Origin of the sequence: Virgibacillus dokdonensis, from assembly GCF_900166595.1 — a bacterium.
GTDB classification, from domain to species: Bacteria; Bacillota; Bacilli; order Bacillales; family Amphibacillaceae; genus Virgibacillus; species Virgibacillus dokdonensis.
In genome coordinates this window covers 765,575-780,475 of sequence record NZ_LT745763.1, presented here as the reverse complement: position 1 = coordinate 780,475, position 14,901 = coordinate 765,575, and the positions used below count along the sequence as shown (strand labels likewise).

Below are 14,901 nucleotides of genomic sequence, written 5' to 3'. Positions count from 1 at the left end.
ATAGCAAAGATTTTTACATGTCTAGTCTTCTTCATAACTAGACATGCGCTAAGTTAATAAAAGAGACATAAGGAGTGGTTTCATGGCACAGAAAATACTCATTGTAGGTGGAGTTGGGGGAGGCGCTACAGTTGCAGCACAAATTCGTAGAAATAATCAAGATGCTATCATTATGCTGTTTGAAAAAGGAGAATACGTCGCTTTTTCAAATTGTGGCATGCCCTATTATTTAGGGGGTACTGTGCAAGACCGTGATCAGATTTTATTTTCCACAGAGAAATTTACCGAAAAGTATAATGTAAACGTAAAAACCAAGGCTGAGGTAACCGCTATTCAGCGAAACGAGAAAACAGTTACTTACATGGCAGATGGACAAGAAAACACGGAGAACTACGACAAACTTATTTTATCCCCAGGCGCTACCGCAATCATGCCATCTATCCCAGGATTAAATAAAGCACGCACTTTTTCTCTGCACACAATCCCTGATATGGATAAAATCGCGAAGTACATGCAAGAACAGCAACCAAAAACAGCCGCCATCGTTGGAGGAGGTTTTATTGGTTTAGAAATGCTGGAAAATCTTTATGAACAAGGGATAACTTGCACATTAATTGATCGGTCTGACCAAGTAATGAATCCCGTAGATAGCGATATGGCTGCACTTGTCCATTCGTATATAAAAGAAAAAAATATAAACTTAGTCCTTCATGATGGGTTAAAAAAGTTTACGAATGACGGAAGAACTTTACATTTAGAGAGCGGCAAAACAGTAGAAGCTGATCTGACCATTATGGCGGTAGGAATAAAACCCCATACTCAATTAGCAAGCAATGCGGATTTATCAATTGGCGAAACGGGCGCTATTAAAGTAAATCATTTTATGCAAACGGAAGACCCTTCCATCTATGCACTTGGAGATGCTGTGGAGACAACCGATGAAATTACTGGAGCAGCAAAAATAATTGCTTTAGCCTGGCCAGCCCATCGCCAAGCTTTTATCATTGCTAGCCATTTAAACAATGAATATATTCCCTATCAAGGGGCCATTGGCTCAAGTATATTACGGCTGTTTGATATGACCATTGGAGCCACTGGTGCTAACAGTGACAGTTTAACAGCTAGAGGCATTTTATTTAAAGAAGCAACATTAGAAACCTTATCGAATGCTAGTTATTTTCCTTCTGCAGACAAACTTTGGATCAAAGTTTTATTTGATGCTAAAGATGGGCAGATTTACGGTGGACAAGTAGTTGGCTATGCAGGTGCTGATAAACGGTTGGCCATTTTATCAACTGCTATTAAAGGAAAGCTTACTGTTTTTGATTTGCAAGAAATAGAGCTTGCCTATGCACCGCCTTATTCCAGTCCAAAAGATCCCGTGAATATCCTTGGATACAAAGCAGCATCTATGTTAAAGACATAGAACAATCTTGTTAGTTTCCTATAGTACAAAAAAAGAACCGCCCTAAAGCTATTGGACGGTTCTTTTTTAAGATTTCTTTTCTCATTTTAATCTTACGCATTGCTTAATTGGTCTACCGCAAGAATGGCATTGGCCACATCATCTGCAGTAACTTCATTGGATAAATTGCTCATCGTTTCGCCTTCCTGTGTAGCAGCCTTACCAACTCGGAGTAAATCTTCATAAGAAGTATTATCCAAATGCATCTCTTTTAAAGTCGTTGGCAAGCTTAATTTCTTATAAAAGTCGATGTATTTTTGTAACTCATCTTTTGGATGCAATTCTAAAACAAGCTGTACTAATGTACCGTAAGCGACCTTTTCACCATGTGTTAAATGATGAATATCTCCCTCTAGAACTGTAAAACCATTATGGATAGCGTGCGCACCTGCTAGACCACCACTTTCAAACCCTAGACCAGATAACAATGTATTTGCTTCAACTACAGCTTCTACATGTTTGGTTACAATACCTTTCTTCACTGCATGAAATGCAGCTTCGCCATATGCAAATAGTGTATGTTCACATTCTTTCGCAATCGCTTTGGCAGCAATACTTGGTTTTCCACCTGCCATAGCTTCTCCATTACTCTTCAATGTAGCTCTTACCTCAACCCATGTCGCCATTGCGTCAGCAATTCCTGAAGCAAAGAGCCTTGCAGGCGCTTTAGCGACAACAGCTGTATCAACTAACACAAGATCTGGGTTTTTATCATAAAATTTATACGACTCAAAAACACCTTCATCGCTATAAATAACAGATAACGCACTTGTAGGCGCATCAGTGGACGCAGTTGTTGGAACGATAATAACGCTTACTTCCAATCCGTCAGCAATTGCTTTTGCGGTATCGAGCGTCTTTCCTCCGCCTACACCTATTACCGTATCAACACTTGCTTCTTTACCTTTCTTTACAACTCTATCAATTTCAGCTATGGAAGCCTCACCATTAAATGGTACATAATGATAAGCTACATTTTCTTCTTTCATACTTGCTTCAATGGTTTCTTTTGTAATCTCCCATACCACATCATCAGACAAAATTAATGGCTTTTTACCAATTGGCTTGACATGTTTCCCTAGACTCTTTAAAGCATCTTTTCCTTGAATATACTTGCTTGGTGAAATAAAAATAATTTCTGACATTGTCATCGCCCCTTCTACCGGTTATCAAAGAGTAGATATGCAGGCAACGTAACAAAAGCTTGAGCTAATTTATAAAAACTTCTCTCTTTACATACCTGCATTTCCAATTGAATTCCCGGACAATTTTAGTACTCCACACACCTTTTAGTATATCAGTGATCAAATAAATTATACAAGCTTTCCGTGACTAATTTCACATTTTTTTAATAACTCAGCTATTTTATATGCCATAGAATAAAGGCTCGGGGCACCCGTTTAGCAACGTAGCGAGTGGAACAAATCAACTAAGATAAAGGAAAAATGAAATAGCCAACCCTACCAGAAAACGTGCTTTCTGTAGAGTCAGCTACTCCTTATAAATCCTCTTCAAACCGATAAACTAATTTATACTTCTCTTCATTTAACAAATCAGATACATGTATGCGAACCCCGTGACCAAATACGACTTCATCTTCGGTCATCGCAACAATCATTGCCTTTGTTTCTTGATGTACATCAATATAAATATCCCCAACAGCAGGTTTAAGATTCGTATCACTTTCCGCCAAGTAGCTGATCGATTCATCTTGAATTTGCTGCTCCTCAGGGACCAAACTTTTATCATAATATGCAATTTCTCGACTAGCTTCTGCTTTCCCTGGAACCATTACAACATATTCGCTATGCTTTACACCATTATCTCTAGTAGTAACCACATTCCCATCTTCTACACTATCAACTTTTTCAATCGCATTCAGTGAATAGTGGTCAAGAAAATCTGGCGCTGGCTTAATGATTAGAATATAATCACCTGACTCTGGTCGTTTATATTTATCAATGGTATATCGTTTCCCATAAAAAATAAATGTATCATTATGTTGTGGACGACATAATTCAATTTCACTTGCTTTCGTCAATATCTGTTGCATATCCTTTAAACGATATAAATGTACAGATTTCTTAAACATCGGCTTTACTGAATACACTTGGTGCAATTCATTTCGATAAAAAACAAACTGCCCTTTCCTCACTTGAAAAAGCTTCATTAGACTACCTCCTATAATGATGTTCCATTAGAGTATATTACAACTATGGTACAAAAGGAAAGACTTATATTGATATTCCTTTTTTTCTAGTTATTTAAACGTTTCCCCAAGCTAAAGTAGGCTTTTCATGGTGCATTTTTTCATTGTGCTATGAAATATTCATACAATCATTATCACCTAAGTTTTGACAAACGCGTATTTAGCAATATGTATTCCCACATTGTTTAACTCGTCGTCTTACAGCACATACTTTACGTTCATATTCTTTCCATATGAATAAACGGTAATGAAGTATCTACTTTACCAATCACCTGTTTAATAGTAAAGTTTTTTCCACTTAACCACTTTTTGAAATCAAAAATAACCGGGTCTCTATCGCCTCCCAAGGCGAACCATGCTTTTAACTGCTTAGGAAAATAACCTGATGTATGAATCGTTCCAGCCCATTGCTTATATTTCGTCGAAAAAACCCCACGTTTAGAATCATTCATCAGTTTAAAAGCTTCATAAGCATTGGTTGTATCGTTCGTTTGCTCCTTAATGATTTGTTGCCTTCGTTTTGAGTCTTTTAAATGATGACGATTCTCTTCAACCAGATTCTCAAAGTGATTGGTACAAACTTGATCTGTACGAATATTTACAGACCGTGGTGACGCTTCTACAACATAGCTTTCCCCATTTTTATCCAATAAAACATAACTAAACGAATGTCGATGGGGAATTTCCTGTAATAAAGCTATTGCTTCTTGTGCATTTTTACAATTCTCTATGACGATTCTTGCAATCATATTACAAATAAATCCATCTTGGGGACGACGTCGATGAATAAAATTATAGCCAATTGCTAATCCGTGTTCATTCATTCCATCCATCCTACCAGTGATGCGTTGAGATGGAGCAATCGTTGCATAACCTTGATCGCTAGGCTGAAAAACCGTATAGCGACCTTCATATGTCTTTGGATGATAATCGTAGTTGCGGATCATGTATTCAGAACTAGTAAAAATGGAACAGCCGCTTTTTTTATATTCCAATCGGTAACCACCAAATTCTTTTAGTATATCGACCATCTGCCATTGAAGTGCATCCATTAACCCACATAATTCATCCCAAATGCCAGGTGCAATTGGTTGGATTATTTGCTTTACTTCAGCTTCATGAATTTCAAATCGTGGTTGCCGGATATTCCATTGTTTTTTCCTATTTTGCAATATATATGTCTGCTTTAGATTTAATCCTTGTTGATAGCCATAATCATAATGACTGCCCCGAAATTGTTTAACATCACTATAGATGGTTTGCATCGTTTCCCACCCTTTTCCTTCATTTCTTTTCTCATTGTAATCCTTTTTCTTCCATTTGAAAATCGAAAAGGTTTGCTTAGATCATTGCCCAATCGTAACATAAACGCTATGGTTTATAATACACTTAGAAAAGTATAGGATTTTCTCATCTGATAACACCTCAGTTTATATGTTTAATGAAACTTTTCTCTTTTTAAAAACGTAGAAACAGGTAGATTTTTTATTTATACTATAGGAAAGTATAAAAGTTTAAAGGTTTATAGTATAAGCAAAAAACAGCTTGTTGCCAGAAGACTTGGCGACAAGCCAAATTTTTTAAGGAGTGGAAAAAATGATAGGAATGCTAACAACAACGATACTTTCATTTATTTTGTATGCTCTTATCGCTATATTTTTTATTGTACAAAATAAAAAATACCGCATGACAACACTAAAAGCAGTTGGTCTTGTTTTTGCGACCTTATTCATACTCAGTGTGATTATCATATACATAGTCATGCCACCAATTACGATACCGAACATGACGATAGCAAATTTAATTGTCGGGACTGTAGGAATGGTTAGCTTATATGCACTAACAAAAAGTAAACCATTCACGAAATCAACCAAGCATTTTGATGCTATTACAGGGGCACTTATTCTGCTTGCCATTATTACTATTCCCGGTTTCATCATTTTAGGAATCTTTACGTTAGATGATGCACATCAGTCCATAACCAAAGAAGAAATAGACGAAGCAAAACCATTAGATCAAGATGCAACACCAATTGTTGTATCACCAGAATTCGCAAGAAATAAAGTACAAAAGGCAATGAGCGTAGTACCAAATACACAGTTTTATGATCTAGGTAAATTACAAGTACAAAAGATCGGTGACGAGATTGTTTTTGTAGCCCCTGTAGAGTTTACTGGGTTTTGGAAATACTTTCGCGGTAAAGAAACAGAAGGATATTTCACCATCTCAGCTACAGATGTAAACGCGCAGCCAAAATTTGTTAAGAGCAAGATGAAATATACCAATTCAAGTTACTTTAACCATCAAATATCACGAACCATTTACAATGCGCATCCTGATTATATCCAAAGCGGAGAGGCGCAAATTGAAGTCGATGAAGAAGGAAAACCTTGGTATGTACAGACACTGTATAAACCGATTGGATTAACGAATAAACCTAATTTGCAAAAATTACATGTAGCTGTTGTTGATCCAGTATCCAGTGATGTAAAGCTGTATAAATCAGAAGAAGCACCTTCATTTATTGAAGGCCCTATTAGCTCTGAGATGGCTTCGGAGGAAAATGAATACTTCGGAAAATATGTACATGGATGGCTCAATTCTATCTTTGGCAAAAAAGATGTTAAAATACCGAACGAATCTGGGACTGAAGCAAGTGTTACACCAATCTTTGACGAGAATGGGGAAATGCATTACTTTACTGATATGTCCTCTCCAAAGGAAAACATTGACTCTGCTCTAGGTTATACACTAATAAACGCTAGAACAGGTGAATTAACATATTTTAACGGAGAAAAAAATAACGGCATTATGGATAGTAAAGGTGCAAAAGAGATTGTCAACAAAGAATTTCCAGAGAAAAAATGGACTGGATCCATGCCAGTTCTTTATAATATCGATGGAAACCCTACATGGGTCGTGAATGTTCTCGATCCAAATGGACTCTTTAAACATTATGCTTATATTAAAGCAGCCGATTCCGATTTCGTCGTCTTTGGAGATACTGCTAGAGGCACACTAGAATCTTATCGCCTTGCTTTGGCACAAGATCCAAGTAATGTGGAATCAACGGGAGATGCAAACTTAGAAAAGCGTGACGGCGAAGTAGAACGTGTACTAGTTACAACACAAGATAAAAAGCAAGTTGTACAATTTCTACTTCAAGATGACCCTATTATCTACACGGTGAACTCCGGAAAAGCTCCAAGAGCCATATTCTTGCAGCAAGGAGACAAAGTAGAATTAGAAGCTAATATTAGAGACAACCAAACAGCTATTGTAGAAACGATCGCAATTGAAGGGTTGGCCAACACTAAACAGTAAAGTATTTTACAACTTTAAAGATAACTCTTAAACAAACAGGCTAGCCTTAGGTTAGCCTGCTTGTTTTGATGATTTACCTCCCTGCCGTTTTAATAACCAGAATCCTTTCGTTAACCAATAAGCCAAATAAGCAACGGCAATGTCAATTAAAAAAATGTAAGTAAATCGCATACCTGCTCTTAACTCCAGCATTCCTATAGCTTCAAAAGTAGGTGCTAACAAATATCCGAAAAAGGCTGACATAATAATTGCTGCGATATAGTAATTTTTCCCTTTGTTTTCGCAATATTGATATATAAACATAAAACCTACCGGCAATACAACCGTTGTAATTGTTAAGCTTGTTGGAAATAAATAAAAAATATTATGTGGGGTAATTAATACATTCTTCATGGATAACACCGTATCTATATTTGTCCACATCACATGAATAGCAAACCCAAAAAAACCTAATTCAAAAACGCTTTTTCGATCCATAAAAAAGTACAAGAGAACAAGTGGAATCAGAACACTTATCCAATTAAACCAAAAATGCCATGTATCGATACTTGACGTTAGCTCCCAAAATTGCTGCCTGTAATAATCCAACTCATCTTTTAAATGAAATATTTTATTCATCATTTCTTGCTCGTTCATGACTCACTCACCTCACGTCGCTTTATTACGTTTAGTTTGTGTTCACGCATTTAAAACTATTCCTTTCCTTCTACTTTCTATGTACCTTGATCCACTTAAACAAAACGGTCAACCAGTAGGACAGACATGCCGCCACAAAATTTAATAACAATAAATAGGTTAAATTCATCCCTTTGTTAAGCTTTAAATAATCAATCAGAATAAATATATAATCAAGACCGTAGGAAATTAAAATAGATAATAATAGCGTGTAGACATAAAAATTTTTATTCTGATTGATACAATATTGATACAATAGCATATAAGCTACTGGTAAAATGACCGCTGTTACTGTCATGCCACTAGGAAATAAAGATGTTAAATCATGAGGATGAACAAGCAAATTATTCGCCTCTAACGCACCATTCACTTTGGAACTAATCATATGAACAGAATATCCATAAAATGATATTTCAAATATTCTCTCTCGATCAATAAATTTGTATAAAATGAACAGCGGGATAAAGAAAAACGAAATATTAAACCAAAAGTACCATGTTTCAACATTAGAGGTAAGTTGCCAGTACTCTGATTCTAACTTACCCAGTTTTTCTTTCAAGTTATATATTTGCAGATATAATGTTTCAGCACTCAATAAACTCACCTTTTTGAAATCAGTCATAGCACTTATATTTATAACAAAAATACATCATCTACTCTATGTAAGTTTAGACATAAAAGGTTTATTTTATGCAAACTATCATTCAATACCGTCCGCTCTCTACACAAGAGCTACTATTTGTTAAATAACGAAAAAACACAGTGTTATAGTTAACAAGCACCGTGTTTTTTCATATAGAGGGAACTATTCTTCTATAAGCAAAGATAGTTCTTCCCATCTGTCCATTTTTTTATTTAGAGCTTGTTCTACGCTCATCTGCTCTTCGTATAGTTTCTGCACTTTTTCTGAATCGCTTCCCGCCTCCACAATATCATTTTTAATCGTTTCTAGCTTTTCTTCCAACGAAGCTATAACATCCTCGATTTCGTCCCATTCTTTCTTATCCATATAGGACAGCTTTTTCTTTTGTAGGCTTGGTGATTGCTTTACGATCTTGGTCTTCTTTTCCGCTTTCGTTGCTATTTCGGCTTTCTCTTGTTGCGCTAAAAAATCACTATAATTACTATGATAAGAAGTAATATTCCCTTTGCCATCAAAAATAATTAACCTGTCGACAACTCGATCTAAGAAATAACGATCATGAGAAACAGTGACGACAACTCCTGGGAAACGATCCAAGTACTCTTCTAGCACGCTTAACGTTTGCGTATCTAGGTCATTTGTTGGTTCATCCAGAAACAACACATTAGGCTCTTGCATTAACACTTTCAGTAAATATAGCCTGCGCTTTTCTCCGCCCGATAATTTTCGAATATACGTCCATTGCTGTTTCCGCGAGAATAAAAAATGTTCCAGCATTTGCTCAGCTGTAATCACAGAACCATCTTTTGTGTAAATGACGTCCGCTATCTCTTTAATATAATCAATAATACGCTGTTCCCCGTCTAACTCTTCTTCCCCTTGCGTATAGTAACCAATTTTTACTGTATCTCCAACGATCACTTCACCAGCATCAGGTATTAGCCGTTGTGCCATAATATGAAGAAAAGTAGTCTTTCCAGATCCATTAGGTCCTACAATACCTACACGGTCACCAGGTATTAACAGTTCTTTTACATTAGATAGCATTTCCTTATTCCCAAATGATTTATGCACTTGTTTTAATTCGATAACTTTTTTTCCGAGCCTTGACGAACCAACAGGAACTTCAAGTTTTTCCTGTTTCGTATTAAACGTCTTTCCCTTCATAGCTTGCACACGATCAATTCTTGCTTTTTGTTTTGTAGAACGTGCCTTTACACCGCTTCTCAACCAAGCTAATTCCCGTCGCAGCGTATTTTGATGTTTTATTTCTTCACTTTTTTCCTGTTCCTCGCGTTCTGCTTTCTTTTCTAAGAACAGTTCATAATTCCCTTCATATGTGTATAAATTACCACGATCCAATTCAAAAATTCGGTTGGTAACTCGATTTAAAAAGTAACGATCGTGGGTTACTAGCAACAGCGATCCGGGATACGTCTGTAAATATTTCTCCAACCATTCAATAGCCGCATGATCCAAATGATTCGTCGGCTCATCTAAAATAAGTAGATCAGCGGGCTGAATTAATGCATTTGCAAGAGCTACTCGCTTTTTTTGCCCTCCTGATAGTGTCGCTGTTAGCTTATCGAAATCTGTAATTCCCAACTTTGTTAAAATGGTCTTCGCTGTCGTATTAGCTTCCCAAGCTCCCAAGCGATCCATTTCTTGCTGTGCAGCTAGTAAATTGTTTTGCACCTTTTCACTTTCAGGTTTTTGCTGTAACTGAAGCAGCGCTTCCTCGTAATTACGCATCACCTTCATGATAGCCGCGTCCCCATAATAGATTTGTTCCATTACAGTTAAGTTTGGATCTAATGACGGGTCTTGAGATAAATATTGAATACGATAATCATTTGCATGATGAATTTCTCCTTGATCGGCTGGTTCGATGCGAGCAATAACTTTTAAAAAGGTAGACTTTCCTGTACCGTTGACGCCAATTAACCCAATTCGCTCACCACTAGTAATATGACAGGTAACTGCATGAAACAGTGTTTTATCGCCATACGATTTGGAAGCATTTTCTATTGATAGCATTTGTCATCATCCTTCATTCTTTCTGTTTTTCCACCATATTTTTGCAATAAGTACGATTAATAATAACATCCATGAAGTCACTAAATAAAAAATAATCTTAGCTGGCTCTGTCATTTCCGAAAAGAAAAAAGCCATACCAGTCCAGACAACACCGATGAGTAGTAATTGTGCTAATATAAGCTTCAAAACAATCTCCCCCCAAAATATGTATCATTAGAAAAACTTGGCTTTCCGTCAAATAGCGCAATACACTTTGTATAAAAACTCGACTGCAAGTATAGTAGATAGTGATTCCCCCAATGTTTACCATGGTTTAATTATACGATAACTCTTAAAAACTCTCTTCGCTTAGAAAGCCACTATTGTATGGATGTGGCTCGTTCATTAGGAATCTATGATAGCTTTCTATCATTAAAAAGACAGAAAATTATATAAGCATGCCCTTCTTTATCCCATTGTCTATTATAATACCTCTAGCATACGCCTAAGATCAATGTATTAATTTTTTAACAAAAACTTACTTACCGCCAGACCTCTATTAAGCAATGTTTCACTTTACCTTTCCTATTTTACTCTGGTGCTTGCTTCGTATAGCAAGGAGATGACCGAAAACACGCTTACGAAAAAAAGGATGCAGATGCTGTTATCTCCCACTGAAGATCGTTTAAATCACAATTTTCCAATCCTTAAAATGAGGCGTCACAACACCTTCCATCAATATAATTTCCTTAAGGTGTAAAAATGATTTTACAAGTATATAGTTAACTACCTAAGTGTACTTCCTTACAGGCTCTTAAGCAAATTAGCCATTTCAATCGCAGCAACGGCTGCCTCAGAACCTTTATTTCCAGCTTTTGTTCCTGCCCTTTCAACTGCCTGCTCAATAGTTTCCGTTGTTAAAACCCCAAAGATAACTGGTTTATCCGCTTGTAGCGATGCTTGCGATACACCTTTTGCCACTTCATTACAAACATAATCAAAATGTGGCGTAGCACCGCGAATCACCGCCCCAAGCGTAATAATCGCATCATACGCATCTTTCATTGCCATCTTCTTTGCAACTAATGGAATCTCATATGCTCCAGGTACCCAAGCAACTGTAATATGATCAGCGATTACACCGTGACGCATTAATGTGTTTTGTGCCCCTTCTACTAATTTTGTAGTAATAAAATCATTAAATCTACCAACTACAATGCCAATCCGCAGGTCTGTTCCGACTAAATCACCTTGTATTACGTTACTCAATGACGCCACACTCCTCATTTTGTGTTATTTTATATGTTACTAATTGCTGTACAGAAATGATTCTTACATTAAATTGTTCAGCCATTTTCTCTAAATCCGACAGCCTTGCCATCGAGCCATCGCTATGGATGATTTCACATATGGTCCCTGAAGCCGTAGCTCCACATAATTTTGCTAAATCTACTGCAGCTTCTGTATGTCCTTGACGTACAAACACACCACCATCTTTAGCAATTAACGGAAACACATGCCCAGGCTGATGAAAATCATCTTTTTCAGAGAAAGGGTTCGCAAGCGCACGAATGGTTGTCGCACGGTCAAATGCACTAATACCTGTTGTTGTTTTCTTATGATCGACACTAATGGTAAATGCAGTTGCAAATGGGTCTGTATGTGTTGTTGGCATTAATGTTAATCCAAGCCGTTTTGCTATTTTACAATCTACCGCTGTGCATACTAATCCCTTACCATGTGTTATCATAAAATTAATGGCATCTGGCGTAATGTATTCAGATATAGCAACAAAATCCCCTTCATTTTCCCGGTTTTCATCATCTATCACAATCACCGGCTTTCCTGCTTTTAAGTCCTCTATCGCTTCTACTATCGTGTCCATAATATTCTCCTTTCTTATTTAACTAACTATATCCATTTCATGGTTAAACCATCTTGACTTATCACCAGGTTTTTATGAAGATAATCTTACTACCCTCTATTTGGGATGAAACCGTTCTCTTGTAAAAAGGCTGTACTCAAATTTTCTATTTTCTTGAAAACGCCAATAAATGTTCTACATGCTTCATGAGCATGTCGCATTCTATATTCACAATATCACCTATATTCTTTTTCCCTACTATCGTTACCGAAGCTGTATGTGGAATAAGCGATATCGTAAATATATTGTTCTTTACCTTAAATACAGTGAGGCTAACACCATCCACAGCAACTGATCCTTTAGAAATAACATACTTTGCTAAATCTGCTGAGATTTTAATATCATAATAAATAGCGTTTTCTTCATATTGCTTTCGAATAATGGTTCCTAATCCATCCACATGCCCAGAAACAAAATGTCCCCCAAACCTACTGTTAGCTGCCATCGCACGTTCTAAGTTCACAGCAGAACCTACTTTTAATGATCGTAAGGAAGTTGTTTTAAACGTTTCCGGCATAACGTCAACTGCAAAACTGTGCTTATCGAAAGAAGTTACCGTTAGGCAGATACCGTTAATAGCTACACTGTCCCCTAGTTGGACATCACGTAACACTTTAAAACCTTTCACTGCTAATTCGATTGCGTGCTTAGAAGTATGTTTCATGGAAATGATTTCCCCTTTTTCTTCAATAATTCCAGTAAACAAACCACTCATCCTCTCCTTTAATTATTAACCGACTTATAACCTATCGCTTCTGGGAGAAGGTCGCAAAAACATAGGGTCATTAGAAAAATTGGACTTGTAGATAAGTCTTATAGCAAAAACTGTAGTTCTTCTTATACTATAAGTTTTTAAACTTTTATACTTTCCCATTGTCCTCCGGCAAGCCCGTCTTTAGTCGGCCTTCCTATTTAGAACAAACCGATCTATGACTTATAGTAAGGCGATTCGTGAAGTCGCCTAATTGCTGGGCGCTGGAGCCGGACGGGGCCCATGCTGCAAAATTTTATAATTTCCTAGAATCGAGTAGAGGGAAAAGTTAAGTAACTTTACGCCCCTCTCACACCACCGTACGTACCGTTCGGTATACGGCGGTTCAATAGTTTGAGTGTACGAACTGGTATTGTAGAGCGATGTCTTTATATCCTCTCGATGCCAGTTCTTTATCTGTTAATGAACGATGGAGTACATAACTACTGGATATAACCCAGTAGCCCTTTCTTGTATTCGACCATTCATAAGCTTTATGTTTATCGATACCTAAGCGAATTAGATTTTTCCTTTTTGTGCGTGGGTTTTTCCACTGCTTCCAGAGATATTGTCTAATTCTTCGCTTCAACCATCCATTGAGATTCTTTATAAATCCTTTCATTTCCCCTATGCCATAGTAGTTTATCCAACCTGTCATAAGTTGTTGGATTTCTTTAAGAATCACTTCGAGATGTCGTCCACGATTGCGTTTGGTGATCCGCTTGAGTTTCCTTTTGACGGTCACTTTCGCTTTATTATGCGGACGAATTTTGACACCCTTCTTCGTAGCTAATAAGCAGAAGCCAAGAAACTTACGTTTCAAAGGACTTCCAACCGCACTCTTTTCTCGGTTAACAGTTAAACTCAGATCCTTCTCAAGAAAGTTCGTTATATTATCCATTACCCGATATCCTGCTCTCCTGCTTTTCACATAGATATTACAGTCGTCCGCATAGCGGACGAATCTGTGACCACGCTTTTCTAATCGTTGGTCTAATTCATTCAGATAAATATTACTGAGTAACGGCGATAAGTTTCCACCTTGCGGCGTTCCTTCTTCCGATTTCTCAAAGATACCGTTTATCATAATTCCACTCAATAAATACTGTCTTACCAAGCGAAGCACGCGCTTATCATCTATCTGTTTTTCCACGAAATACATCAGTTTGTCATGATTTACCGTATCGAAGTAGGATTTCATATCCAAATCCACCACATATTTGTACCCTTGTTCGTAGTATGACTTTGCCCGTATGATGGCTTGATGTGCACTACGTTTTGGACGAAACCCAAAACTATTATCGGAGAACTTTGGTTCAAATATTGGTTGGAGCACTTGGTTAATCGCTTGTTGAAGCATCCGGTCGATGACTGTCGGAATCCCCAGTTTTCTCTTTCCACCGTCTGGTTTCGGGATTTCAACCCGCAGGACGGGTTGCGGTTTGTATTTTTCTTGATATAACTGGAGTAATAGTTCCTCTTTATGTTCCTTCAAGTATGGAAGTAGTTGGTCGCACGTCATACCGTCTACACCGGCTGCCCCCTTATTTCTGACGACTTGAAGGTAAGCTTGATTGAGATTGTTCCTTGACAGGATTCTTTCAAACAGATTGGATACACCATTTTGATTGTTCTTTTCACCATGTAAGCCACTATGCGCTTCGACATACCCTTCATGTTCCACACTATCTCTCTGCCGATAGCCAGATTCTCCTGTTTTCTGCAGTTGTCGCACCTTACACACCTCCTAGAGCTTTCAAAACGACTATTGTTCGGTCCTTCATGTTTCGTCAAGTAACATTACTATGACCTCTGCTGACTTCTTGTGATTCACCAAGACGTCATCGTCTTGGTTGTGCTGGTTTGTTATCATTCAACTCCCACTGCACCCTCA

The 14,901-nt window shown here is 37.4% G+C and carries 12 protein-coding genes and 1 pseudogene; 2 read left to right on the top strand and 11 right to left on the bottom strand.

Going from position 1 to position 14,901, the window contains the following annotated elements; genetic code table 11:
• Nucleotides 1–82: 82 nt before the first annotated feature.
• A complete protein-coding gene (locus tag B2C77_RS05380) occupies nucleotides 83–1,426 on the top strand; it encodes a CoA-disulfide reductase (RefSeq protein WP_077702710.1) in 1,344 nt (447 codons plus the stop codon).
• A gap of 92 nt (nucleotides 1,427–1,518) precedes the next feature.
• Here the strand turns inward: B2C77_RS05380 and B2C77_RS05375 are convergent, their stop codons facing one another.
• The 3 genes from B2C77_RS05375 to B2C77_RS05365 all read right to left on the bottom strand — a co-directional run bounded on the left by B2C77_RS05375 (nucleotide 1,519) and on the right by B2C77_RS05365 (nucleotide 4,939).
• Nucleotides 1,519–2,610 (bottom strand): glycerol dehydrogenase, encoded by a 1,092-nt coding sequence (locus B2C77_RS05375; protein WP_077702709.1) that lies wholly within the window; start codon nucleotides 2,608–2,610, stop codon nucleotides 1,519–1,521.
• Nucleotides 2,611–2,963: 353 nt separating this feature from the next.
• Nucleotides 2,964–3,635: a hypothetical protein gene (locus tag B2C77_RS05370; RefSeq protein WP_077702708.1), complete on the bottom strand. Its 672-nt coding sequence runs from the start codon at nucleotides 3,633–3,635 to the stop codon at nucleotides 2,964–2,966.
• A gap of 257 nt (nucleotides 3,636–3,892) precedes the next feature.
• The gene (locus B2C77_RS05365) at nucleotides 3,893–4,939 is read right to left on the bottom strand and encodes a C45 family autoproteolytic acyltransferase/hydrolase (protein WP_077702707.1); all 1,047 of its coding nucleotides are present in this window, start codon (nucleotides 4,937–4,939) and stop codon (nucleotides 3,893–3,895) included.
• 331 nt (nucleotides 4,940–5,270) lie between these two features.
• Between B2C77_RS05365 and B2C77_RS05360 the strand changes: the two genes are divergently transcribed.
• Complete coding sequence (locus B2C77_RS05360) at nucleotides 5,271–6,998, top strand: DNA-binding protein (protein ID WP_077702706.1); 1,728 nt, start codon at nucleotides 5,271–5,273, stop codon at nucleotides 6,996–6,998.
• 51 nt (nucleotides 6,999–7,049) lie between these two features.
• On the opposite strand, the gene B2C77_RS05355 is transcribed toward B2C77_RS05360, so the two are convergent.
• The 8 genes and pseudogenes from B2C77_RS05355 to ltrA all read right to left on the bottom strand — a co-directional run bounded on the left by B2C77_RS05355 (nucleotide 7,050) and on the right by ltrA (nucleotide 14,742).
• Nucleotides 7,050–7,634: a hypothetical protein gene (locus tag B2C77_RS05355; protein ID WP_077702705.1), complete on the bottom strand. Its 585-nt coding sequence runs from the start codon at nucleotides 7,632–7,634 to the stop codon at nucleotides 7,050–7,052.
• A 70-nt stretch (nucleotides 7,635–7,704) separates the two neighbouring features.
• Entirely contained in the window at nucleotides 7,705–8,277 is a 573-nt protein-coding gene (locus B2C77_RS05350; RefSeq protein ID WP_176087279.1) for a hypothetical protein, read from the bottom strand.
• A 201-nt stretch (nucleotides 8,278–8,478) separates the two neighbouring features.
• The gene (locus tag B2C77_RS05345) at nucleotides 8,479–10,353 is read right to left on the bottom strand and encodes an ABC-F family ATP-binding cassette domain-containing protein (protein WP_077702703.1); all 1,875 of its coding nucleotides are present in this window, start codon (nucleotides 10,351–10,353) and stop codon (nucleotides 8,479–8,481) included.
• Nucleotides 10,354–10,359: 6 nt separating this feature from the next.
• Complete coding sequence (locus B2C77_RS05340; protein ID WP_077702702.1) at nucleotides 10,360–10,539, bottom strand: hypothetical protein; 180 nt, start codon at nucleotides 10,537–10,539, stop codon at nucleotides 10,360–10,362.
• A 597-nt stretch (nucleotides 10,540–11,136) separates the two neighbouring features.
• A complete protein-coding gene (ribH, locus tag B2C77_RS05335; RefSeq protein WP_414930283.1) occupies nucleotides 11,137–11,601 on the bottom strand; it encodes a 6,7-dimethyl-8-ribityllumazine synthase in 465 nt (154 codons plus the stop codon).
• A 28-nt stretch (nucleotides 11,602–11,629) separates the two neighbouring features.
• Nucleotides 11,630–12,220: pseudogene (gene ribB / locus B2C77_RS05330) on the bottom strand (3,4-dihydroxy-2-butanone-4-phosphate synthase); the annotation flags it as partial.
• A 142-nt stretch (nucleotides 12,221–12,362) separates the two neighbouring features.
• A complete protein-coding gene (gene ribE / locus B2C77_RS05325) occupies nucleotides 12,363–12,971 on the bottom strand; it encodes a riboflavin synthase (RefSeq protein ID WP_331805381.1) in 609 nt (202 codons plus the stop codon).
• A gap of 382 nt (nucleotides 12,972–13,353) precedes the next feature.
• A complete protein-coding gene (ltrA, locus tag B2C77_RS05320) occupies nucleotides 13,354–14,742 on the bottom strand; it encodes a group II intron reverse transcriptase/maturase (RefSeq protein WP_077701832.1) in 1,389 nt (462 codons plus the stop codon).
• Nucleotides 14,743–14,901 lie beyond the last annotated feature (159 nt).